The sequence below is a fragment of the Streptomyces sp. NPDC053048 genome, assembly GCF_044547045.1.
In the GTDB taxonomy this organism is placed as follows: Bacteria; Actinomycetota; Actinomycetes; order Streptomycetales; family Streptomycetaceae; genus Streptomyces.
Map to the genome: position 1 here is coordinate 20,890 of NZ_JBITZS010000015.1, position 22,581 is coordinate 43,470.

General features: G+C 71.0%; 24 protein-coding genes, 1 tRNA gene and 1 pseudogene. 5 read left to right on the forward strand and 21 right to left on the reverse strand.

From position 1 onward, the window contains the following. Positions 1-211 precede the first annotated feature (211 nt). Positions 212-544, forward strand: a complete 333-nt coding sequence (locus ACIG36_RS31440) for a trypco2 family protein (protein ID WP_399935352.1) — start codon at positions 212-214, stop codon at positions 542-544. Then, positions 541-3,774 (forward strand): NACHT domain-containing protein, encoded by a 3,234-nt coding sequence (locus ACIG36_RS31445; protein ID WP_399935354.1) that lies wholly within the window; start codon positions 541-543, stop codon positions 3,772-3,774. Before ACIG36_RS31440 ends, ACIG36_RS31445 begins: the two co-directional genes overlap by 4 nt. 73 nt (positions 3,775-3,847) lie before the next feature. Here the strand turns inward: ACIG36_RS31445 and ACIG36_RS31450 are convergent, their stop codons facing one another. Further along, the gene (locus tag ACIG36_RS31450; RefSeq protein ID WP_399935358.1) at positions 3,848-6,373 is read right to left on the reverse strand and encodes an ATP-dependent Clp protease ATP-binding subunit; all 2,526 of its coding nucleotides are present in this window, start codon (positions 6,371-6,373) and stop codon (positions 3,848-3,850) included. A 500-nt stretch (positions 6,374-6,873) separates the two neighbouring features. On the opposite strand from ACIG36_RS31450, the gene ACIG36_RS31455 reads away from it, so the two are divergent. Then, positions 6,874-7,575 (forward strand): SCO3374 family protein, encoded by a 702-nt coding sequence (locus tag ACIG36_RS31455; protein WP_399935361.1) that lies wholly within the window; start codon positions 6,874-6,876, stop codon positions 7,573-7,575. Here the strand turns inward: ACIG36_RS31455 and ACIG36_RS31460 are convergent. The 12 genes and pseudogenes from ACIG36_RS31460 to ACIG36_RS31515 all read right to left on the reverse strand — a co-directional run bounded on the left by ACIG36_RS31460 (position 7,514) and on the right by ACIG36_RS31515 (position 16,687). Further along, entirely contained in the window at positions 7,514-7,852 is a 339-nt protein-coding gene (locus tag ACIG36_RS31460; protein ID WP_399935363.1) for an Lsr2 family protein, read from the reverse strand. The two genes, ACIG36_RS31455 and ACIG36_RS31460, sit on opposite strands and share 62 nt — an antisense overlap. A 163-nt stretch (positions 7,853-8,015) precedes the next feature. Further along, on the reverse strand, positions 8,016-8,534 hold the full coding sequence (locus ACIG36_RS31465) for an amino-acid N-acetyltransferase (protein ID WP_399935366.1): 519 nt from the start codon (positions 8,532-8,534) through the stop codon (positions 8,016-8,018). Positions 8,535-8,543: 9 nt separating this feature from the next. After that, positions 8,544-8,939 carry a BlaI/MecI/CopY family transcriptional regulator gene (locus ACIG36_RS31470; protein WP_399935369.1) on the reverse strand — a complete coding sequence of 132 codons (396 nt, stop codon included), beginning with the start codon at positions 8,937-8,939 and terminating at the stop codon, positions 8,544-8,546. 130 nt (positions 8,940-9,069) lie between these two features. Further along, the gene (locus tag ACIG36_RS31475) at positions 9,070-9,249 is read right to left on the reverse strand and encodes a hypothetical protein (RefSeq protein WP_399935371.1); all 180 of its coding nucleotides are present in this window, start codon (positions 9,247-9,249) and stop codon (positions 9,070-9,072) included. Between the two features lie 162 nt (positions 9,250-9,411). Continuing rightward, complete coding sequence (locus ACIG36_RS31480; protein ID WP_399935374.1) at positions 9,412-10,164, reverse strand: hypothetical protein; 753 nt, start codon at positions 10,162-10,164, stop codon at positions 9,412-9,414. A gap of 118 nt (positions 10,165-10,282) precedes the next feature. After that, entirely contained in the window at positions 10,283-10,888 is a 606-nt protein-coding gene (locus ACIG36_RS31485; RefSeq protein ID WP_399935376.1) for a hypothetical protein, read from the reverse strand. Positions 10,889-11,045: 157 nt separating this feature from the next. After that, complete coding sequence (locus ACIG36_RS31490; protein WP_399935377.1) at positions 11,046-11,843, reverse strand: type III pantothenate kinase; 798 nt, start codon at positions 11,841-11,843, stop codon at positions 11,046-11,048. Continuing rightward, positions 11,843-12,868: a carboxylating nicotinate-nucleotide diphosphorylase gene (gene nadC / locus ACIG36_RS31495; RefSeq protein WP_399935621.1), complete on the reverse strand. Its 1,026-nt coding sequence runs from the start codon at positions 12,866-12,868 to the stop codon at positions 11,843-11,845. The genes ACIG36_RS31490 and nadC overlap by 1 nt, the downstream gene beginning before the upstream one ends. A 6-nt stretch (positions 12,869-12,874) precedes the next feature. After that, positions 12,875-14,545 (reverse strand): annotated as a pseudogene (locus ACIG36_RS31500) (L-aspartate oxidase); the annotation flags it as partial. Then, on the reverse strand, positions 14,542-15,417 hold the full coding sequence (gene panC, locus ACIG36_RS31505) for a pantoate--beta-alanine ligase (RefSeq protein WP_399935380.1): 876 nt from the start codon (positions 15,415-15,417) through the stop codon (positions 14,542-14,544). The pseudogene ACIG36_RS31500 and the gene panC, both read right to left, overlap by 4 nt. Continuing rightward, entirely contained in the window at positions 15,414-16,334 is a 921-nt protein-coding gene (locus tag ACIG36_RS31510; protein ID WP_399935383.1) for a Rossmann-like and DUF2520 domain-containing protein, read from the reverse strand. Before ACIG36_RS31510 ends, panC begins: the two co-directional genes overlap by 4 nt. A gap of 86 nt (positions 16,335-16,420) precedes the next feature. Continuing rightward, positions 16,421-16,687: a hypothetical protein gene (locus tag ACIG36_RS31515; protein ID WP_399935386.1), complete on the reverse strand. Its 267-nt coding sequence runs from the start codon at positions 16,685-16,687 to the stop codon at positions 16,421-16,423. A gap of 98 nt (positions 16,688-16,785) precedes the next feature. Between ACIG36_RS31515 and ACIG36_RS31520 the strand changes: the two genes are divergently transcribed. Then, positions 16,786-17,904, forward strand: a complete 1,119-nt coding sequence (locus tag ACIG36_RS31520) for a DUF5937 family protein (RefSeq protein ID WP_399935389.1) — start codon at positions 16,786-16,788, stop codon at positions 17,902-17,904. Between the two features lie 12 nt (positions 17,905-17,916). On the opposite strand, the gene ACIG36_RS31525 is transcribed toward ACIG36_RS31520, so the two are convergent. After that, entirely contained in the window at positions 17,917-18,573 is a 657-nt protein-coding gene (locus ACIG36_RS31525) for a response regulator (protein ID WP_399935390.1), read from the reverse strand. A gap of 487 nt (positions 18,574-19,060) precedes the next feature. Next, a complete protein-coding gene (locus ACIG36_RS31530) occupies positions 19,061-19,522 on the reverse strand; it encodes a hypothetical protein (protein WP_399935393.1) in 462 nt (153 codons plus the stop codon). 152 nt (positions 19,523-19,674) lie between these two features. On the opposite strand from ACIG36_RS31530, the gene ACIG36_RS31535 reads away from it, so the two are divergent. Further along, complete coding sequence (locus ACIG36_RS31535) at positions 19,675-19,953, forward strand: winged helix-turn-helix domain-containing protein (protein WP_399935396.1); 279 nt, start codon at positions 19,675-19,677, stop codon at positions 19,951-19,953. Here ACIG36_RS31535 and ACIG36_RS31540 read toward each other — a convergent pair. The 6 genes from ACIG36_RS31540 to ACIG36_RS31565 form a co-directional block, all read right to left on the reverse strand. After that, complete coding sequence (locus ACIG36_RS31540; protein WP_399935399.1) at positions 19,924-20,685, reverse strand: hypothetical protein; 762 nt, start codon at positions 20,683-20,685, stop codon at positions 19,924-19,926. The two genes, ACIG36_RS31535 and ACIG36_RS31540, sit on opposite strands and share 30 nt — an antisense overlap. A gap of 100 nt (positions 20,686-20,785) precedes the next feature. Then, positions 20,786-20,917 carry a hypothetical protein gene (locus tag ACIG36_RS31545; protein ID WP_399935402.1) on the reverse strand — a complete coding sequence of 44 codons (132 nt, stop codon included), beginning with the start codon at positions 20,915-20,917 and terminating at the stop codon, positions 20,786-20,788. A gap of 179 nt (positions 20,918-21,096) precedes the next feature. Then, positions 21,097-21,195, reverse strand: a tRNA-OTHER gene (locus ACIG36_RS31550). Between the two features lie 11 nt (positions 21,196-21,206). Beyond that, positions 21,207-21,590, reverse strand: a complete 384-nt coding sequence (locus tag ACIG36_RS31555) for a hypothetical protein (RefSeq protein ID WP_399935404.1) — start codon at positions 21,588-21,590, stop codon at positions 21,207-21,209. Positions 21,591-22,127: 537 nt separating this feature from the next. Then, positions 22,128-22,364 (reverse strand): hypothetical protein, encoded by a 237-nt coding sequence (locus ACIG36_RS31560; RefSeq protein ID WP_399935407.1) that lies wholly within the window; start codon positions 22,362-22,364, stop codon positions 22,128-22,130. After that, positions 22,361-22,567 (reverse strand): hypothetical protein, encoded by a 207-nt coding sequence (locus ACIG36_RS31565; protein ID WP_399935410.1) that lies wholly within the window; start codon positions 22,565-22,567, stop codon positions 22,361-22,363. The genes ACIG36_RS31560 and ACIG36_RS31565 overlap by 4 nt, the downstream gene beginning before the upstream one ends. Positions 22,568-22,581 lie beyond the last annotated feature (14 nt).

Here is a 22,581-nt window from a genome sequence, read left to right on the forward strand (position 1 = left end):
AAATACAGGGTTTTTGACGGAGCCGCGTTCCGCCCCTTATCCGCTAAAGCGCGTAGTAGTCGCAAAAGGCCCTGTGCGCCTTGTCACGGCGAACGGACTTCCGGCTCGTCCGTTTCGGGACCAAAGACCCGCCCCCGGCGATAGGCTCCCCGTCAACGAGCACATACACAGCGTTCGCATTTTCGGGACGGAACGGGTGGGGGCACCACAAATGGACAAGGACATCGAGCTGGCCGACGCGGTACGGGCGATCCGCGAGGGCTTGGTGGAGGCGGCAGAGGCGGGGGCCGGGGAGCGGCTGGCGTTCGACGTCGGCGAGATCGCCCTGGAATTCACGGTGGAGCTCCGCAGGGACACCACGGGCAAGGGCGGGGTGAAGGCCTGGGTCGTCGACGCGGGCGCCGAGACCTCCCGCGGCTCGACCCGCACCCACCGCGTGGCCTTCACCCTCACCCCCAGGGACCGACACACGGGCGACGGCTGGAAGGTCGGCAACGACCGGCCGGCAGGGGTATCGGGCTTCGGCACCCCGACAAGCCCATGAGGTCCGTCGAGGACCGGCTGGTGGCGGTGCTGGGGGCCCAGCAGGGCAGCGGGGTGCTGCTGACGCCGCGGCTGGTGCTCACCAGCGCGCACATCTTCGACTTCGCCCACAGGCTGGCGCCCCACGTCCTGGTCCCCGGCGGGTCCGGCCCGGTGGACTGCGAGGTCCTGTGGGCCGGCCCGCCCGAGCGCTGCGACGCCGCACTGCTGTGGGCCCGACGGGACCTCGTCCCGGCCAACGATCTGCCACCGCTGCGATGGGGAACGCTGGCCGGTCAACAGCCGGTGGGCGGATGCCAGGTCCTGGGCTTCCCGCAGGTGCAGCGCTACTGGGGCGACGAGCTGGAGGCCGTGCAGATCCCGGGCACCCTCACGCCGCTGTCGGGGCGGCTTCGGGGCCGCTACGTCCTGCACAGCGACCATCACCCGCCGGGGGCCTCCTCGGAGGGTTCCCCCTGGGCGGGCCTGTCCGGCGGGCCGCTCTTCGCCGGGCCGCTCCTGCTGGGCATCGCCACCGAGGACCCCCACGGCTGGGAGCACTCGGCCATCGACGCGGTGCCGGTCGCGCACATCCTCGCCGAGGGCCTGGCGCACGTCCTGAAGCAGTACTGGCCGGACGCCCCCGACCTGGAGGAGATCACCAGCCCGGACCCCCGCGACCTCGCCTACGAGGAGGAGTACGCGAGGGCGGTCAAGGCCCGCTACAGCCGGATGGAGATCTTCGGGCTCGACGACCTCGGCACGAACGAGAACAGCTGGGACCTGGACACGGCCTATCTGAGCCTGGAGGCGGTGGCCTCCGCGGACGCCCGGCGCCCGCCGCCGGAGCCACGGCGAGTGGAGGAACTGCTCGGCTCCCGCCCCCGCAGCGTCCTGCGCGGCGAGGCCGGCGCAGGCAAGACCACGCTCGTATGGTGGCTGGCCTCGCACGCCGCCTGCCGCACGCTGCCGGCGGAGCTCGGCGCCCTCAACGGCCTGGTCCCCTTCGTCGTGCCGATGCGCAGCCTCGCCGCCCAGGGCATCACGAACCCCACCCCGTCCCAGCTGCCCACCATCGCCCAGCTGCCCGTCGACGATCCGCCGGCCGGATGGGCGGGGCGGGTGCTGGCGGCGGAACGCGCCCTGCTCCTTGTCGACGGCCTGGACGAGCTTCCGCAGGCCGACCGCGACCCTGCACGCAAATGGCTCGCCCAGCTGCTGCGGATGCACCCGGGCACCCGCTGCCTGGTCACCGTGCGGCCGCTGGCCGTGGAACAGGCCTGGCTGGCGTCGGAGGGCTTCGAGGAACTGCAGCTGCTGCCCATGAGCAACGCCGACATCCAGTCGTTCGTGGCCGCCTGGCACCGGGCCGCCCGGCTGGAGTGCGGCGCTTTCGGCGACACCCTGTGGGCCGACGAGGAACGCGCCCGGCTCACCGGCCTGGAACGGGACCTCGCCGCCGAGTTCCAGCGCAACGACGGACTGCGCGACCTGGCCCGCACCCCGCTGCTCTGCGCTGTCATCTGCGCACTGCACCGCCGCCGCAGGGGCCTGCTGCCGCGCACCCGCTGGCACCTCTACCAGGCCGCGCTGACCATGCTGCTGGGTAACCGCGACGCCCACCGCCGCGTCGGCGCCCCGGAGGGCATCAAGCTGACGGTCGACGACGGGCAGCATCTCCTGCAGCGCATCGCGGTCTGGCTGGTCCGCAACAACCGCGCCGAACTCTCCCGCCGGCAGGCCGTCCGCCAGCTGAAACTGGCCATGGACGGCCTGCGGCAGGTCAGGGAGCAGGGCACGGCGGAAGCGGTCCTGACCCATCTGCTCAACCGCAGCGGACTGCTCCAGGCACGCACCACCGATTCGCTCCAGTTCATCCACCGCACCTTCCAGGACTATCTCGCGGCCAAGGAATTCCAGGACAGCGATTCACTGGACGAACTGCTGGGCCACGCGGCCGACGAGCAGTGGCAGGACGTCATCCGCCTGGTCGTCGGGCACTGCGGCCGCAGCGAGGTACAGCGGGTCATCGCCGGCCTGAACGCGGCCGGGGACGTGGAGCGGCGACGCACCCCCCGGTGGGCGCTGCGCACGCTGGCGGCGGAGTGCGCGACGAGCGCGACCTACCTGCCCGACGACCAGCGCCGGGCGGTCTGGGACCGGGTCAGGGCGCTGGGACCGCCGGAGGACGAGGTCGAGGTGGAGTACCTGGCGTCCCTCGGGCCGGACGTACTCGACGTGCTGCCGGGGCCGGAGGGGCTGTCCCCGACGGCGGCACAGCGGGTGGTGCAGGTCCTCACCTCCCTTGGCACTGCGGCCGTTCCGCTGCTGCGGCGGTATGGGCAGCATCCGTCGGCCAGGGTGCGTACTCATGTTGCCGCCCACTGGCACGTCATGGACGCCGCGTCGTATGTGGAAGAGGTCATGGCCGGCATGCGGCTGGACGACATCCAGCTCGACATCACACGAGCCGATCAGCTGGCGCTGCTGCCACGCCTCGGGCCGGTGGGCTCCCTCTTCGTCATGGGCCCATATCCGTCGGATGAGCTGAAGCGGGCCCTGGACGACCGCGATCTGCGGTCCCTGACCTTGGGCGGCGATTACCGCCTGAGGGACCTCGAATTCCTCCGCGGACATCCGAAGATCGAGAATCTGCGGATTTTCGACTGCTCGGGGCTGACGGACATCGAGGCGCTGAGCGCCCTTCCGACGCTGCCCCGGCTTTCGTCTGTGCACATCGATGACCGTAGGTCCTCCGGTCGGTGCGTAATTCCCCCACCGCATCCGGGCGTCCACGAGCTGAAGCTGGACTATTCCGGAGCCGGCGTGCGGCTCACCGGCATCGTGGCATGGGAAAGCCTCCGCGAATTGCACGTCTCCGGAATCCTCGAGTCTCCCGGAGACCTGGGCGAGCTCTTGGCACTGCACCGGCTGCGCTCCCTCCACATCTGGCTGGAGCGCATGGAAGACCTCACGGGAGTGGGGCGGCTGTCACGGGTCACCACCCTGGGCCTCAAGCTCACCAAGGAGGACACCGTGGACGCGCGGCTCTTCCTGACCTTCCCGTCCCTGCGCAAGCTGCACTTGTCGACGCTCGAAGCGAGACCGGCTGTACTGGACCTGTCGGGCCTGTCGGCCCTCCCCGCCCCGCTGGAGGTCTGGGAGAGCCAGGGCGGCCTGACCCTCCGCGGCACCGACCACTTCGGCGGCCGGCTGATGGTCCACTCGACCATTTCGACCTTGTACGAGTAGCGGCGAATAGCAATCGGCCCCGGAAGCGTGTCTCCACGCTTCCGGGGCCGATGCCCTACTCACTCACTTCTCGTTACGCATCCTTGGACAGGTTGGGACCGGCCCCACCCGTCGCGGACTCGACCGGCGGGGTGTCCGGCAGAGCCGACTTCTCCTCGCCGCGGAAGGTGAACTTCTTCTCCTCGCCCTCACCCTCCGTGCCGACGACCACGATGTGGCCCGGACGGAGCTCGCCGAAGAGGATCTTCTCGGAGAGGATGTCCTCGATCTCGCGCTGGATCGTGCGGCGCAGCGGGCGGGCGCCCAGGATCGGGTCGTAGCCCTTCTTCGCCAGGAGCGACTTGGCCTCGGAGCTGAGCTCGATGCCCATGTCGCGGTCCTTGAGCCGCTCGTCCACCTTGGCGATCATGAGGTCGACGATCTGGATGATGTCTTCCTCGGTCAGCTGGTGGAAGACCACCGTGTCGTCGACACGGTTGAGGAACTCGGGCCGGAAGTGCTGCTTGAGCTCTTCGTTGACCTTCGCCTTCATCCGCTCGTACCCGGTCTTGACGTCGCCCTGGGCGGCGAAGCCCAGGTTGAAGCCCTTGGAGATGTCCCGGGTGCCGAGGTTCGTCGTCATGATGATGACGGTGTTCTTGAAGTCGACCACGCGGCCCTGGGAATCGGTCAGGCGACCGTCCTCCAGGATCTGCAGCAGCGAGTTGAAGATGTCCGGGTGGGCCTTCTCGACCTCGTCGAAGAGGACCACGGAGAACGGCTTGCGGCGCACCTTCTCGGTGAGCTGGCCGCCCTCCTCGTAACCGACGTATCCGGGCGGGGAGCCGAACAGACGCGAGACGGTGTGCTTCTCGCTGAACTCCGACATGTCGAGGGAGATCAGCGCGTCCTCGTCGCCGAAGAGGAATTCGGCGAGCGTCTTGGACAGCTCGGTCTTACCGACACCGGAGGGGCCGGCGAAGATGAACGATCCGCCCGGACGCTTCGGGTCCTTCAGGCCCGCACGGGTGCGCCGGATGGCCTGGGAGAGCGCCTTGATGGCGTCCTTCTGGCCGATGACGCGCTTGTGGAGCTCGTCCTCCATGCGCAGCAGGCGGGAGGACTCCTCCTCCGTCAGCTTGAAGACCGGGATGCCGGTGGCGGTGGCCAGGACCTCGGCGATCAGCTCGCCGTCGACCTCGGCGACGACGTCCATGTCGCCGGCCTTCCACTCCTTCTCCCGCTTGGCCTTCGCGGCCAGCAGCTGCTTCTCCTTGTCGCGGAGGGAAGCGGCCTTCTCGAAGTCCTGCGAGTCGATCGCGGACTCCTTCTCCCGGCGCACGTCCGCGATCTTCTCGTCGAACTCGCGGAGGTCCGGCGGCGCGGTCATCCGGCGGATGCGCATCCGGGAGCCGGCCTCGTCGATCAGGTCGATCGCCTTGTCCGGCAGGAAGCGGTCGGAGATGTAGCGGTCGGCCAGGGTGGCGGCCTGGACCAGTGCCTCGTCGGTGATGGAGACGCGGTGGTGGGCCTCGTAGCGGTCGCGCAGACCCTTGAGGATCTCGATGGTGTGCGGCAGCGACGGCTCGGCGACCTGGATGGGCTGGAAGCGGCGCTCGAGGGCGGCGTCCTTCTCCAGGTGCTTGCGGTACTCGTCGAGCGTGGTGGCGCCGATCGTCTGCAGCTCGCCACGGGCCAGCATGGGCTTGAGGATCGAGGCGGCGTCGATGGCGCCCTCGGCGGCACCCGCACCGACCAGCGTGTGGAGCTCGTCGATGAACAGGATGATGTCGCCGCGGGTGCGGATCTCCTTGAGCACCTTCTTCAGGCGCTCCTCGAAGTCACCGCGGTAGCGGGAGCCGGCGACCAGGGCGCCGAGGTCGAGGGTGTAGAGGTGCTTGTCCTTGAGGGTCTCGGGCACCTCGCCCTTGACGATGGCCTGGGCCAGGCCCTCGACGACGGCCGTCTTGCCGACGCCGGGCTCGCCGATGAGGACAGGGTTGTTCTTGGTACGGCGGGAGAGCACCTGCATGACCCGCTCGATCTCCTTCTCGCGCCCGATGACCGGGTCGAGCTTGGATTCGCGGGCGGCCTGCGTCAGGTTGCGGCCGAACTGGTCCAGGACGAGCGAGGTCGAGGGCGTGCCCTCGGCCGGGCCGCCGGCGGTGGCGGCCTCCTTGCCCTGGTAGCCGGAGAGCAGCTGGATGACCTGCTGCCGCACCCGGTTCAGGTCGGCGCCCAGCTTCACGAGGACCTGGGCGGCGACGCCCTCGCCCTCGCGGATCAGGCCGAGCAGGATGTGCTCGGTGCCGATGTAGTTGTGGCCGAGCTGGAGGGCCTCGCGGAGCGACAGCTCCAGGACCTTCTTGGCACGGGGGGTGAAGGGGATGTGCCCGGACGGAGCCTGCTGGCCCTGCCCGATGATCTCCTCCACCTGCTGGCGGACCGCCTCGAGCGAAATCCCGAGGCTCTCCAGGGCCTTAGCGGCGACACCCTCACCCTCGTGGATCAGGCCCAGGAGGATGTGCTCGGTGCCGATGTAGTTGTGGTTGAGCATCCGGGCTTCTTCCTGAGCCAGGACGACAACCCGCCGCGCACGGTCGGTGAACCTCTCGAACATCGTTAATCGCTCCTCAGAGCGGTCAGGCAGTTAGGGGTCGGTCCCCTCCCTGTCCTTCCGCATGCTAGTCCCGCTGGGCGGGACAGCTCATTCCAACTGCCGACACCCGTCCGGATCACCCCCGCGTTGGCGGGGAAACCTGCTGCCGAACAGCCGACATCTCCTCCAACCCGATGGTGGGAGACGATGTTCCCGCAGGCCAGGCATATACGCCCACCTCCACTACGCCCACGGCGAACGCCCGGCCGGGCCGACACGCCCGCCCGCGCCCCCGCCACACCCCCGGTGACGCGCTGCGGGGCCCGCTATACAGCCTCTTCCCACGGGGAATGTCCTACCCGCAGAGACTGACACTCCATGCCGCGCCGGCCCCCGCCATCCGCTACGGGCGAACACCCTCGCACCAGGGGAAGCACCTGTGCGCACCGTCCGTTCTCTACGGAGCGTGCCCAACTATCCACAGTGCGTAACCTCTTGGGTTTTCCACAGTTGCACCGTTCATGACGGTAGTCCTCCCGCGCCCGTGCCGCCCCCTGGACGACCCGGACCGCCCGCGTCCGTGGCGTGAGTGGCGCCAGTGGTACGAGTGCGTTCTGGGCTGGCCCACCGGGCCGACCCCGGCCGAGCGGCCCCTGGAGCTGCTGACCGGGGTGCGCTTCGACGCGCTGGGGGTGCCCGCCGGGGCCGGGTTCGCCGTGCTCGGGCGGGTACCGGCGACGGGGCCGGTCGCCCTGGACACACGGACCCGGACGATGTGGTTCCTGACCGCCGCGGGGAGTGCCGAGGAGCTGCCGGGGCTGCTCCGCTGGCTGGAGTGGGGCGGGATCGACCTCGAGCTCACCGTGCTGGGCCGGGGCGGCCGCCTGGTGGCTCCGGCGCCTTCCGTGGCGCCCGCCGGGGCGCTACGGGCGTCCCGCGGCCCCGAGGAGGCCGTGGAGGCCGTGGAGGCCGTGTGGGTGCGGCCTCCCGATCCTGGGGGCGAGGTGGAGCCGACGCTGCCGGTGACCGGCCTCGGGGGCGGCGGTCGCGCCCCCGATCTCGTACGGCTCGTGAGCGCGGCGGCCACCGAGTGCCACCGGGCCCGACTGCTGCGCGCCGGCGAGGCGCGCAGGGATCAGCCGCCGGGGGACCATCCGGTGATCAGGCGTTGGCCTTCTCGTACGCCTCGCGGATCTCGGCCGGGACGCGGCCGCGGTCGTTGACGTTGTAGCCGTTCTCCTTGGCCCAGGCGCGGATCTTCGCGGTGTCCTGGGTGCCGCCGGCGGCGACGGCGCGGGCCTTGCCGCGGCCGGCCGTGGCGCGACCGCCCGTGCGACGGGCCGCCTTCACGTAGTCCGCGAGCGCCTCACGCAGCTTGTCCGCGTTGTCGGTGGTGAGGTCGATCTCGTAGGACTTGCCGTCGAGAGCGAACGTCACGGTCTCGTCGGCCTCGCCGCCGTTGAGGTCGTCGACAAGAAGGACCTGAACCTTCTGCGCCACGGGGGATTCCTTTCATCAGCGTAAAAGGGATTACGGAGGAATAGCAAACCGCCTTTCCCGGAAAAACACAAACCCCCCGGGAAGGTTCAGCCCGCCTTCCGCATGGGAACGATGGCTTCCGGGCCCGCACGATAGGGGCGCGATTCGGACATAGGGACCGCTGTCACAGATGCAGAAGCATCCGGCTGTTGCCAAGGGTGTTCGGCTTCACTCGTTCGAGACCCAGGAACTCGGCAACGCCCTCGTCATAGGAACGCAGCAGCTCGCTGTACACATCACCGTCCACCGGGGTCTCTCCGATCTCGACGAAGCCGTGCTTCGCGAAGAAGTCGACTTCGAAGGTGAGGCAGAAAATGCGCCGCACCCCCAGCCAGCCGGCCGTGCGCAGCAGCTTGTCCAGTAGCAGGTGGCCGACTCCGCCGCCGCGGACATCCGGGTCGACGGCCAGAGTGCGCACCTCCGCGAGGTCTTCCCACATCACATGGAGCGCGCCGCATCCGATGACCGTACCGTCCTCGTCCCGCTCGGCGACCCAGAACTCCTGGATGTCCTCGTAAAGCGTCACGGTGGCTTTGTCGAGCAGGATGCGATCGCGTACGTAGCTGTTGATGAGGCGGCGGAGCGCGGGTACATCGCTGGTGCGGGCCCTGCGGACAGTGACGACTTTAGTTAGAGCGGACATGTCCGGACGCTATCGTCCCGGCCCGCCCGGGGGCTCGTCGGGCCCGTCGAGTTGGGCGACCCGGATCGCGTCGCGGAGGGCTTCGCGTTGTTCGGCCGACATCATGCCGAAGAAGGCGACGAGAGCGGCCGCGGGGTTGTCGCTGAGCGACCAGGCTTCGTTCATCAGTGCGGCCGAGTAGGCGGCCCTGTTGGAGACCGCTTCATATCGATAGGCGCGGCCCTCGGCTTCCCGCCGGACCCAGCCCTTCTGATACAGGTTGTCCATTACGGTCATCACGGTGGTGTAGGCGATGGACCGTTCCTGCTGGAGGTCTTCCAGCACTTCCCGAACAGTGACCGGCCGGTTCCACTCCCACACGCGCGTCATCACGGCGTCTTCCAGATCACCCAGGCGTCGAACCACACTGCGAATAATAGTGGGAGATGTCTTGAATGCCGGTTTATCGGGCGGCAATCCGGGACCAAAAAAGGGCGTACGGTCCGGGAATTCCGTCCCGGCTCGTACGCCCGGCGCGGGGCGGTCGCCCGCGCGATCAGGCCGTGGTGCCCTTGGCGGCCTGCTGCGCGGCCTCGGCGCGGGCCAGCGCGGCGTCGACGATGGCGTCTTCCTTGGCCTTGTTCGCGCCACCCTGGCTCTTGATGATCGTCACGACCAGCGCGGTGAAAGCCACCGCCATCACCACGGGCGGGACCAGCGCGGCGACATAGTCCATGGCCGTCGGCTCCTTCTGGATAGGGGTCTGCGCATGCTGAACGACCCGACCAGATTACGCGCCCGCCCGCGCACCGGACCGGCCGGGTCGGGCCGGGGCGGGCCGGGCGAACGGGGCGAGTCGGACGCCCGCTGCCGGACGCCCGCTGCCGGGCCGCCGGGGTCAGGCGGGGCGGGCCAGGCGGGCGGCGGCGCCCGGGGGCCGGGTGGGCTTGCGGCGCGGCGGGAAGACCTCGCCGGGCGTCGGGATCGGCCGCTCCGGGCGCGGCGGCGCGGGCGTGGAGGGCGGTGCGGCGGGCGGCGGCTTCGGGGCCGGCTTGTGTGGCGGCGAGGGGCTCTCCCCCGGCTTCGGGCCCGGCCGCGGCTCCGGCTCGGCGGCACGCGGCGCCCGCCCGCCGGGCAGGGCCAGGACACGGCCCGGCAGGCGCCCGCGGCCGGGCTCCGGCCTGGCGCCCGGGACCGCCGGGACCGCGCGGGCGGCGAGGCGGGCCCGTACCGTCTGCTCGGCCAGGTGCTCGCAGCGCAGCAGCAGGGCGCCGCGGCGGGCGGCCTCGGCCTGCGTGCAGGGGGCCGCGCACAGCGAGCGGAGCGCGGTCAGGTCCTCGGCGCCGGGCCGGTAGCCGTCCTCGAGGGCGTCCCGCAGCCGCCGCAGGTAGCCGGGCGCGGCGCCCGGCAGGGCGTCGCGGTAGCGGGTGAGGTCGGCCAGCAGGAAGGCGCGCAGCCGGGCGCCCTCCTCCTCGGCCTCGGTCATCGCCTCGGCGAGCCGGAGGCAGTCGCGCACCTCGGTGTCCCGCTCGGGGCCGGGGCGGGTGCGGACGGAGTGGGGGCGGAGTGCGATGTCGAGGGCACGGCGCAGCACGCGCAGCTCGTCCGCGCTGAACGCCATGCCGCCGCGGGATCCATAAGGCGTGGGCATGGGCCGACCTTAAGTGCTAAGTGGACAAAATTCGCTTAGCACAACATCTCCGGCGTGGCATGGAATGCCCGGCCAGGGGAGGCACGGCCCCGGAAGGAGGCGCCCGCAAGGGCCCGGGTCAGTGGTCGCGGCGGCGGGCCACGCCCAGGGCGATGGCGCCGGCGGACAGCGCCGTCCCGGACGTGGTGGCGATCAGCAGGGTGCCGGAGGTCCCCCGGTCCCCGGCCCCGCGGTACACCGGGGCGGAGTCGGTGACCTCGACGAGGATGGGGGCGGCGTCGTTGCCGGGGTCGGCGTCCGGGGCGGGGTCCTCGTCGCGGTCGACGATGCGCACCAGGCCCTCGGCACCCTCGACCTTCTCGTCGATGCGGACCTGGAAGCGCAGCGTCTCGCGGTCGCCCGCGGGGAAGTGGTCGCCGATGGCGCACCGGTAGACGCGCCCGCCCTCGTCGCCCGGGGCGCAGGCGGGTGCCGAGACGATCGTGGTGCCCTCCGGCGCGGTGACCTCGTACTCCCGCTCGTCCAGGGCCCGGCCGGGGCCCGCGTTGCGCACGCCCAGCTCGACGCCGACGGTCTCGCCCACGCGGCCCTCGACCGGGTGGGCGATGGCCTGGTAGTCGGCGCGCGGCGCGCCCTCGGCGCGGGCGACGGCCGGGGCCAGGCCGGCCGCCGCCACGAGGGCGGCCGTCGCCACCAGCCGTAGTGATCGCTTCACGCTGCCCACGCCCCAGCCCGTTCGCCGTTGTTCGAATGCCGTCCTGCCAGCAGTCAGGACAGTCCTGGGCGCCTGTTGGTTGCGTCAAGCGGGCGGAAGGCGGGAGCGGGTGACGGATTTTCAGCCCGACAGGCCCGCCGGGACCGGCCGGGCCCCGTCGGAACCGTCAGGTCCGCGAGACGTTCCGCTCGTACACCAGCCGCAGGCCGATCAGCGTCAGCCACGGCTCGTGCTCGTCGATGACCGACGCCTCGCCCAGCACCAGCGGCGCCAGGCCGCCCGTGGCGATGACCGTCACGTCGTCCGGGTCGTCCGCCAGCTCGCGGGCCATGCGGTTGACGACGCCGTCGACCTGGCCCGCGAAGCCGTAGAGGATGCCGGACTGCATGGCCTCGACGGTGTTCTTGCCGATGACGCTGCGCGGCCGGGCGATCTCGATCTTGCGGAGCTGGGCGCCCTTGACGCCCAGGGCCTCGGTGGAGATCTCGATGCCGGGGGCGATCACGCCGCCCACGTACTCGCCGCGCGCGCTGACCGCGTCGAAGGTGGTGGCCGTGCCGAAGTCGACGACCACGCACGGTCCGCCGTAGAGCTCGACGGCCGCGACCGCGTTGATGATGCGGTCCGCGCCGACCTCCTTGGGGTTGTCCATCAGGATCGGCACGCCGGTCTTCACTCCGGGCTCCACCAGGATGGCCGGCACGTCGCCGTAGTAGCGGCGGGTCACCTCGCGCATCTCGTGCAGCACGGAGGGGACGGTCGAGCAGATGCAGATGCCCTCGATGCCCTCGCCCAGTTCGTCCCCGAGCAGCGGGTGGCGGCCCATCAGTCCCTGCAGCAGCACGGCGAGTTCGTCGGCGGTGCGGCGCGGGTCGGTGGAGATGCGCCAGTGCTCGATGATGTCCTCGCCGTCGAACAGGCCGAGGACGGTCTGGGTGTTGCCGACATCGATGGTGAGCAGCATCAGTTGCTCTCCTCCCGCAGGTCCAGCCCGATGTCGAGGATCGGGGAGGAGTGGGTGAGCGCGCCGACGGCCAGGTAGTCGACGCCGGTGTCGGCGTAGGCGCGGGCGTTGGCCAGCGTCAGCCGGCCCGAGGACTCCAGCTTGGCGCGGCCGGCGACGAGTTCGACGGCCTCGCGGGTCTGCTCGGGGGTGAAGTTGTCGAGCATGACGAGGTCGGCGCCCTCGGCGAGGACCGGCGGGATCTGGTCGATCCGGTCGACCTCGACCTCGATCGGGACGTCCGGGAACTCCCGGCGCACGGCCTTGAACGCCTCGGCCACGCCACCGGCGGCGATGACGTGGTTGTCCTTGACCAGGGCGGCGTCGGACAGCGACATGCGGTGGTTGACGCCGCCGCCGCAGCGGACCGCGTACTTCTCCAGCGCCCGCAGCCCGACTGTGGTCTTGCGGGTGTCACGGACCGCGGCGCCGGTGCCCTCGAGGACGTCGGCCCACGCGCGCGTGGCGGTGGCGATGCCGGACAGGTGGCACAGGATGTTGAGCATGCTGCGCTCGGCGGTGAGCAGGTCGGTGGTGCGGGTGCGCACGCTCAGCAGCTTCTGGCCGGCCTCCACCCGGTCGCCGTCCTCGACGTGCCGCTCGACCTCGAACTCGTCGGTGCAGGCCACCGAGAGGATGGCCTCGGCGACGCGCAGGCCGCTGACGGTGCCGGCCTCGCGGGCGGTGAAGTCGCCGGTGGCGACGGCGTCGTCGGGGACGGTCGCGAAGGTGGTGATGTCCTTGCCGCCGTCGAGGTCCTCCTCGATGGCCAGGTGCGCGATGTCCTCGATCTGCAGCGGGTCCAGGCCGGCCGCGACGAGCAGCCGGACGAGCTCGGGGTCGAGCCCGCACTCGTAGGCCTCCACGTCGTACGCCCCGCCGCCGCAGCCGCAGGCGTCGCCGCAGCCCCCCGCGGCCGCCTCCTCGGCGGCGTCCTGGCCCGAGCGGCCGATCTGGTGCAGCGGACGGTCGTCGTTGGTGCTCACGCGGTGCTCCTCGGAAGGTACGGGAGGGAAGGCGGCCGATTCGGTGGCGGAGACCGCAAGGGTACGGTCCGGGCGCAGTGCCACGAGCAGGTGACGGCCCCAGGCGGCATCGTCGCGGTCGGGGTGGTCCTCGCGCCAGTGGCAGCCGCGGGTCTCCTCGCGGCGCAGGGCGGCGGCGACGAGCACCTGGGCGACGAGCAGCAGGTTGGCGGTCTCCCAGGCCTCGGTGCCGGGCTCGACGGCCTTGTCCGCCGCGTCGCCGATGCGGGCCAGCTCCGCCGCCGCCTGTTCCAGGCTCTGCCTGGAGCGCAGCACGCCGGCGCCCCGGGTCATCGCGCGCTGGATCGCGAAGCGGGCCTCCGGCGGCAGCAGCGGCACCACGGGGCCTGCGGCGGCAACGGGCTCGCCGCCCGGCCGCCGGCCGCCGGTGCTGCTCGCGGCGATGTCGTCGGCGATGCGCTCGGCGAAGACCAGGCCTTCCAGCAGCGAGTTGGACGCCAGCCGGTTCGCTCCGTGGACACCCGTGCAGGCGACCTCGCCACAGGCGTAGAGACCCTCGATCGTGGTGCGGCCGCGCAGGTCCGTGCGGACGCCGCCGGAGGCGTAGTGCGCGGCGGGCGCGACCGGGATCGGCTCGGTCACCGGATCGATGCCGTGCGCCCGGCAGGCGGCCAGGATGGTGGGGAAGCGGTGCTCCCACATCCGGGCGCCGAAGTGCCGGGCGTCCAGGTACATGTGCTCGGTGCCGCGCTCGCGCATGCGCCGCATGATGCCCTTGGCGACGATGTCACGGGGGGCGAGCTCGGCCAGCTCGTGCGCGCCCACCATGAAGCGGTGGCCGTCGGCGTCCACCAGGTGCGCGCCCTCGCCGCGCACCGCCTCCGACACCAGCGGCTGCTGGCCCTCGGCGTCGGGCCCCAGCCACAGCACGGTCGGGTGGAACTGGACGAACTCCAGGTCGGAGACCTCGGCGCCGGCGCGCAGCGCGAGCGCCACGCCGTCGCCGGTGGAGACGGAGGGGTTGGTGGTCGCGGAGAACACCTGGCCCATGCCGCCGGTGGCCAGCACCACGGCACCGGCCCGCACCGAGCCGACCCCGTCGTGCTGTCCCTCGCCCATGACGTGCAGCGAGACGCCGGCGGCGCGGCCGTCCCCGTCCTTGAGCAGGTCCAGGACGAGCGCGTGCTCGATGGTGCGGATGCCGGCGGCGCGCACGGCCTCGACCAGTGCCCGGGAGATCTCGGCGCCGGTGGCGTCGCCGCCCGCGTGGGCGATGCGGTTGCGGTGGTGGCCGCCCTCGCGGGTCAGCAGGATCTCGCCGGTGTCGTCGTCGGTGTCGAAGCGGGCGCCGGAGGCGATCAGCCGGCGCACGGCGTCGGGGCCCTCGGTGACCAGGGTGCGCACGGCCGCGTCGTCGCACAGCCCGGCGCCGGCGACCAGGGTGTCGTCCAGGTGCTGGGCGGGGGTGTCGCCGCTGCCGAGGGCGGCCGCGATGCCGCCCTGGGCCCAGCGCGTGGAGCCGGCGTCCAGGCGGGCCTTGGTGACGACGGTGACCTGCGCGCCGGCGGCCGCGCAGCGCAGGGCGACGGTCAGGCCGGCGACGCCGGAGCCGATGACGACGACGTCGGAGTCGACCGCCCAGCCGGGGCGGGGCGCGTGCAGTCGTATACCGGTCATCGCTCGTCTCCGGGTGCCTCGAACTCCAGGTGGATGTTGTCGATCAGGCGCGTGGTGCCGACCTTGGCGGCGACGGCGAGCACGGCGGGGCCGGTGTAGTCGGCGGGGACCTCGGTGAAGTCGGCCGGGTCGACGAGGGCCAGGTAGTCCAGGTCGGCCGGCGGGGTCATGCCGGCCGCCTCGTGCAGGACGACGTGGGCGGCGTGGCGCACGGCGTCGGGGCCGAGCTCGACCACGTTGTGGGCGGCGAGCAGGGCGCGGGAGAGCTCCAGCGCGGTGTGGCGGTCGGCGTCGGAGAGGTAGCGGTTGCGGCTGGAGAGGGCCAGCCCGTCGGCCTCGCGGACCGTGGGCACGCCGACGATCTCCACGGGGAAGTTGAGGTCGCGCACCATGCGGCGGATCACGGCCAGCTGCTGGGCGTCCTTCTGCCCGAACAGCGCCACGTCCGGCAGGGTCAGGTGCAGCAGCTTGGCGACGACGGTCAGCACGCCGTCGAAGTGGCCGGGCCGGAAGGCACCCTCCAGGCGCTCGCCCATGGGGCCCGCGCTCACCCGGACCTGGGGCTCCCCGCCGGGGTAGACCTCCTCGACGGCGGGGGCGAACACGGCGTCCGCACCGGCCTGGCGCGCGATCTCCAGGTCGGCGTCCAGGGTGCGCGGATAGCGGTCGAGGTCCTCGCCGGCGCCGAACTGCAGCGGGTTGACGAAGACGGTGACGACGACCTGGCCGTCCGGGCCCGCCAGCTCGCGCGCCTCGCGGATGAGCGTGGCGTGGCCCTCGTGCAGGGCCCCCATGGTCATCACGACGGCGCGGCGGCCGCCGCGTGGGAGGGCGTGGAGCTCATCGGCGGTGCGGGTGAGCCGGGTGTTCACTGATTGCCTCCGTCCGCGAGGACGCCGAGCAGGTCCTCCGCCAGTTCGGGCTTGAGCAGGCCGTGCGCCAGGGCGCGGTCCGCGGTCGTACGGGCCATCGCCAGATAGCCGGCGACGGCCTGGGGGGCGTGCGCGCGCAGTTCGGCGACGTGCGCGGCCACCGTGCCCGCGTCGCCGCGCGCCACCGGGCCGGTCAGCGCGGCGTCGCCGCTGCGCAGGGCGTTGTCGAGGGCGGCGCCCAGCAGCGGGCCGAGCATCCGGGCGGGGTGCTCGACCCCGGCCGTGCGCAGCAGCTCCATGCTCTGGGCGACCAGCGTGACCAGGTGGTTCGCGCCGATGGCGAGGGCCGCGTGGTAGAGCGGGCGGGCGCTCTCGGCGATCCACTCGGGTTCGCCGCCCATCTCGATGACCAGCGCCTCGGCGGCCAGCCGCAGCTCCTCGGGGGCGGTGACGCCGAAGGAGCAGCCGGCCAGGCGCTGCACGTCGACCGGGGTGCCGGTGAAGGTCATCGCGGGGTGCAGGGCCAGCGGCAGGGCGCCGGCGCGGGTCGCCGGGTCCAGGACGGCGGTGCCGTGCCGGCCGGAGGTGTGCACCAGCAGCTGGCCGGGGCGTACGGCGCCGGTCTCGGCGAGGCCGGCGACCAGGCCCGGCAGGGCGTCGTCCGGCACGGTCAGCAGGACCAGCTCGGCGTGCGCGAGCACGTCGGCGGGGGCCATGACCGGCACGTCCGGCAGCATGGCGGCGGCGCGCCGCAGGGAGGCGTCGGAGACGCCCGAGACGGCGACCGGGCGGTGCCCGGCGAGCTGCAGGGACGCCGCCAGGGCGGGGCCGACGCGGCCGGCGCCGACGACGCCGACGGTGAGCCGGGCCGGGCGGTCCTGAGGGCTCGCATGCTCGGGCGAGAGGTGTGCGTTCACGCGGCGGGATGCCTTCCGTTCCAGTCCGCGGGGGTACCGGACGATTCCCTTGTCATGCTACGCGAGGCCGCGCACGCCTCTTCGGGTCACCGGGCCCTGTGGCCGACGGTGCGACGCTCGGGGAGCCCCGTGGCGGCAGTGGCCGTGGTGGCCGGCCGGCGCAGGCGGCCCAGGAGCGCGGACCAGCGGGCCCGCCGGGCGGCGGCCCGCGCGTCGACGACGGCACGGAACTCCCGCCGGGTGCGGAACTCCTCGACCAGCCGCCACTCGCCGGTGCCGGGCGCGGGCGGAGCGGGTACCTGGTGCTGGGCGGAACGGTACAGATCGAGCATGTGCTGCTGAGTGGCGTTCATGTCTTCCACGGTGCGCCGCCGCCGGGCATCCGGCGCGTGGATTGACGAGGAACGTCAATCGGCGGCCCGACCTGCGAAGAGAGAGGCACGATGAGCGCATGAGCGTGACGATCGAGATCGCAGGGCTGCCGCCCGAGCGCGTGGTGTTCCGCCACTCGCCCCTCGCCGAACTGTGCACCGCGCTGCACGCCCTGGCCGAGCCCGGCCACCACCCCGGCCTGCACGGCTGGACGACCGCGACCAACGCCGGCCTCAAGCCGGACCTCGCCGACCGGCTGTGCGAGGCGGACTTCCTGTGGGTCTCGACGTTCTCGGACATCCTCATGCCGTTCGCCGCGCTGCCGGACGCCCACGGCCTGCCCGGCGACACGCTCGCCGAGGACCTGGACATGCTGGACCGGCTCGACGACGACGTCTTCACCCACGCGGCCCTGGAGATCTCCTGCTCCCCGCACTACAGCCTGAAGGGCGCCTCGCCGCTGGTGAACGCGAGGGCCCGCGAGCTGGCCCTGGAACGCGCCACCGCGCGCGGCCCCCGGCAGCTGGACTTCGCCAAGCGGCTGCTGGACGACCCGCCCGCCGTCCGCGCCTGGCTGCGCCGCCTCTTCGAGGACTGCGCGGAGGCGTTCTTCAACGACGTCTGGCAGCGGGTGCGGGTCCAGCTGGCCGCCGACGCCCGGCACAAGACCGAGGTGCTGCGCCGCAAGGGCCTGGCCGGGGCGCTGGCGGAGGTGTCGCCCGCGATCGCCCTGACGGACGACGGCGCGCGGATCACCGTCGACAAGCTCGGCAGCGGCCGGGCGACCGCGCTCGACCCGGCGGTCGGCGCGGGCATCACGCTGGTCCCGTCCTCGCTCGGCTGGCCCCATCTGCTGGTGGGGCACGCGCCGGGCTGGCGCCCGGTGATCCACTACCCCGTGGCCGCGCCCGAGCTACCGGGGCCGGGCTCCCTCGACCTGCTCAAGCTGCGGCTGGAGGCCCTGTCCCACCAGATGCGGATGCGGATGTGCCGCTACCTGGCGCGCGCCGCGTTCAGCACGGGCGAGCTGGCCACCGCGCTGGACATCAGCGCCCCGGAGGTCTCCCGGCACATCGCGGTGCTGAAGAAGGCCGGGCTGATCACCACCCGCCGGCGCGGCCGGTACGTGCTCCACCAGCTGGACCTGACGGTGGTGGCCCGCCTCGGCAGCGACTTCCTGGAGGGCGTGCTGCGCTGAGCCGGGCCCGGCTCAGCCCTTGCCGCCCGCGCGTACGAGCCCGCTCTCGTACGCCATCACCACCACCTGCACCCGGTCCCGCAGCCCCAGCTTGGTGAGGATGCGGCCGACGTGTGTCTTGACCGTCGCCTCGGACAGCACCAGCCGGGCCGCGATCTCGCCGTTGGACAGGCCCTGGGCCACCAGCAGCATCACCTCGCGCTCCCGGTCGGTCAGGCGGCCGATCTCCGCGCTGGTCGGCTCGTTGCCGGTGCTGGGCAGCATGGGGGTGAAACGGTCCAGCAGGCGGCGGGTGGTGCTGGGGGCGACCACCGCGTCGCCGCTGTGCACGGCCCGGATGGCGCCCAGCAGCTCGGCCGGCGGGACGTCCTTGAGCATGAAGCCGCTCGCGCCGACCTTGAGCGCGGAGAAGGCGTACTCGTCGAGGTCGAAGGTGGTCAGGATCAGCACCTTGGGCGGGTCGTCCTGGGCGCAGATGCGCCGGGTCGCCTCCACCCCGTCCAGCCGCGGCATGCGGACGTCCATCAGGACGACGTCCACGGCGGTGCCGGCCAGCACCTCGAGCGCCTCCATGCCGTCCCCGGCCTCGGCGACGACGTCCATGTCGGGCTGGGCCGCCAGCACCATACGGAAACCGGTGCGCAGCAGCACCTGGTCGTCGACGAGCATGACTCTTACACATCTTACCGGAGCGCCTTCGGTATCAGTCATGAAGTCAGAGTATGCGTATCGGGGTTGCGGTGTTCTGACCAGCGAAAAGCCCCGTCCGCGATCAACTCGGACGGGGCTTGTTCCATTCCGTGCAAGCGTCCAGGCACGGTCATATCTCCGCTGTCTGTTGGGTGGACGCTCGGGCTTCCGGCCCTTCGCGCATGCCCTCACCACCGGGGAACGGAGGCGACCCTACCGGGCATGCCGACACCCTGTCTGGAGAACGGAGAAGCCCCGTACGTCCGCGACGGGGGCGCAGACGTACGGGGCAGTCGCGGGGCCGCTCAGCGCCCGCTCACGGCCCTCTCAGGGGCCCGCACGGGCTTGAGGACGGGCAGGCACTCAGGACAGCCGTACAGGGTCACGCTGGGCCCGCTTGCCCGCTCAATGTGGCGGACGGGGATGGCCTCGGCCGTCCAGCGACGGCAGCGACAACAGATGGCGCTCATGCCCCCGCCTCCCCGGCCCGCAGCGCGGCCAGTTCCTCATGCCCGCGCAGCTTGACGCCGGGGTAGTCGAATCCGAGCGTTGCCCAGCGGAGTTCACGGGCGCGTCGCTCATGCTGCCGCAGGATTTCCGCTATGCGCTGCCGCTCTTCCATGTTGCGGCGCTTCACCTCTTCGGGCAGTGCCATGTAGGCGAGGTAGTACCGCCGGATCATGGGGCCGTCGTCTTCGATGGTCAGCGCTTCGCGCTTCTGTACGTGCTCAGGCGCCACGGTCCGCCACGGCACATGCCACACGTTCACCGGATAGCCCGTCCAAGGGTGAATCCTGCGGGTGGGCGTGGGTTCCTCGGCGGGTACGGGCTTCACGGCGTGCTTGCCGGGGGTGCGCGGCGGGTTCGGGTGGAAGGCGGCGAGCGTGAACAACGCCCACAGCAGCAACCAGTGGATAAGCTCCGTCATGTCGTCCTGTCTCCTCAGGTCGGCCATGCCCCCGGATCGGTCGCAACGGTCGCGGGGGTCTTTTGTCGCCTGCGACGCTAGGGCCTCTTGTGAAGCCTTGTAAAGGCTTGTGAGTGATGCGGGCACATCTCTGGCCGGATAGCGTCAGAGGCATGGAGTACGGGCCAGACGCCAAGATCGACCGGGACGCACCGGAAGCCCCTTACGAGCAACTGCTAGGCATCCTGCGGACGCGTCTTCAACGTGGCGACTGGAAGCCGAACCGGCGCATGTCCAGCGAAAACGAACTCGCTGAGGAGTACGGGCTTTCTCGGCCTACGATCCGGCGCGCGCTTGCCGCCCTGGCGGAAGAAGGCTGGTTGTACAAGGTGCCGAAGCGGGGCACGTTCGCTCGGGACCGCTCACTGCCCATGCCTCCCTCCGACGTCTGACCCTGCGCCCCGACGGCACGACAGCTCGTACATCCGCCGGACGTCGTCCCGAGGGTGCTTCCAAACGTTCTGTGGGTGCTCCACAGGCTTGGCCGGGCACGCGCTCAAGAACTCTTCGAACTGGTCGTCACACCAACTCGGCACCCACGCGCCCGAACGGCATAGGAATACGGCATCGAAGGTGACGTCCGGCGCTCCGTGGCCGTCGTCGATAGCCATGCTGACGGGGATCACGGGCTCTTCTGTTGGCCGTGCCATGGTCTCGCGCCACGGGGGGAAGTGCACGTGGAGCTGCGACCCGTTCCAGTAGTGCGCGAGCATCCAGTTTTCGGCCCTGATCTGCCCCTGGCGCTTCCACTCTTCGAAACTCCGAGTGTTGTTCTTGTACCCGCAGTCGTGGTGAGCGTCGTACAGGTGCACGCTGTGCCACGGGCCTTCGCCACCGAAGGTGGACGGGAAGAGCTGACCAGCCCAAGCGTTCGAGTCGGCGTATACGACCATCGCGCCGGGAGCGATGTTGAACCGGTCCCAAAAGCCTTCGAAACCGCTGCAACGAGGGAGCGGCAACCCCCTGTCCACGAAGTCCTTGACTCTCCTCAGCCACATGGCCTCGACGTGGATCGCGTCTTCCGCCACGGGCCACGCGTACAGTTCCGGGTGACCCCCAAGCGGCGCACCGGCCGTCGGGGTTGGGAAGAAGTAGTCCCAGTCAACGGCCAGCAAGTTCTGCACTTCGGGTCACCTCTCTTCGGTTGATCGCAGCCTAGCGAGCGGGGCGCCGTCCCCGGCTGAACTTCTCGCCAGCCGGGGACAGTTCACCTACTCACCGGAGTCAGTGGCCGGGGCTGCCGCTCCCGCCCTGGCCGTCGCCGTCTTCGATGTCGGTGTTGTCGCCGCCGTGGCCGCCGTCATCCTCGCCGCCGCGAACGGTGGCCTTCCTCTTGAGAGCTTCCTTGAGTGTCACTGGCTTGCGCCTCCTCAGAGAGGATCGGCCGGGGACGTTCCCCGTGCCGTGGTGCCGTGCCGTGGTGCACTTGCTCACCCGCCGGAGCGGGAGCCCTACCCCTACCGGCTGTGGGGGTGGGGCGTCTAGGTCGCCTCCCGGGCCAGATCGTTCACACACGCTGCCCAGGAGGCGACCCGCCCCCTTGCCCGGACTCGAACCGGGGTCGCCAGCCAGACGCGAGAAGGATCGAAGTCGCGCCGTGGGGCTGGTGCTCTTCCTGACTGAGCTACAAGGGGTCCGGTTGGACCTACAAGGGGTTGCGCCTAATGGGGAATAGGTCGGCGACCCCCGGTACAATTTTTTTCAATTGCTCGATTACGGCTTCCTTTTCGGGATCTCGGATCTCCCATCCGCATGGCCCGTCGTGGCGGTCGTACAGCGTGCAGCCTTCGTCATCGTCAGGGCCAAGCTTCGGGCAGTCCTTGCGTGTCCTGATGCTGTGCGGTTCGTCGCCGGATTGCCACGAGACCCATACCGATTCATCTCCGTTGAGTTCTCGCACCAGGGCTTGATGGGGACCGGCGCCGTGGTCGGCAAGCCAACATTTGACCTGCGACTCAATTTGTTCTTTGTCCCACTGCGACCCCGGATATTTCACCCGGAGGGCCACGGCAATAGCCCAGTCGCTCATTTTCGTTGTGGCGCTACAGCGGATTTTCATGATTTCGTCTCGGGTAGTTGTGATGGGGCTGCGGGGGCTTGCCCCGCCCCCGTCCGGGAAAGCGAGCCTCCGGGTGGGAGGGTGGAGAGGCTGCTGCAACGTCCGGACGGGGGCGGGAGTCTGGGGGCACTCACATGTCATGGTCTCCCGGATGCCCACGCCACAGAGTGCACACGAAATCAAGTCCGTCTTCGTCTATGTACTCATGTAGGCAATCTTTCAAGGACGCTAGTTGGGCCAGCGGCCCTTTCCAGCGGAGCCATACCGAACCATCCGTGAGGGGCCGCATAATTCCGTGATGCCAACCACGGTGACCGGGCGGGAGCACACACCACGGCTTCGGCGACACGTCGTCATCGTCGGCGGGTAGTTCGTCTTCGGTTGCGAGCGCCGCAGCATGCAATTCCGGAAACCACTCGGCAATGGCATCGCATGGTGCGGGCTGCGACTTTATGGACGCTTCCAAGGATTCTAGATGCCTCTCCCAAATCCTCGGACCGATCTCGATCACGGCCACCTGATCGGCACCCCCGACCTATTACCGTTCTCCACGTCGTCCATGGCGTTGAGAATCGCCTGGTTCAGCAGAAGACCGAAGATCTCGCTTCTGACGTTGTCGGCGATCCGCTCGGCTTCCGCGTGCTTCCTGCGGGCGGTCCGACTCACCAACCGCAGGGGCCAGGAGTGGCAGCCGTCCATCCACCACCAGGTCTCCAGCCTCAGGAGTAGCCGGGGCTTGTTCACGAGCGGGCCGCCCTTACGTGGGGATGCGTCGTCAACTCCTCGTTGACCATGGCCACATAGCCGTGGTCACCGTTGGCCCGTGCCCCCTCCCGCGACTTCGCCAGCGCGGCGCAGACGTCGCAGCCGTCCACGGGCACGGGCTCAAGGGCGGGCTTCGTCACCGGGGCAGGCTCCGCGCTCACACTGGGGGTTGTCGTCGCCATCGGGGGTACCTCTT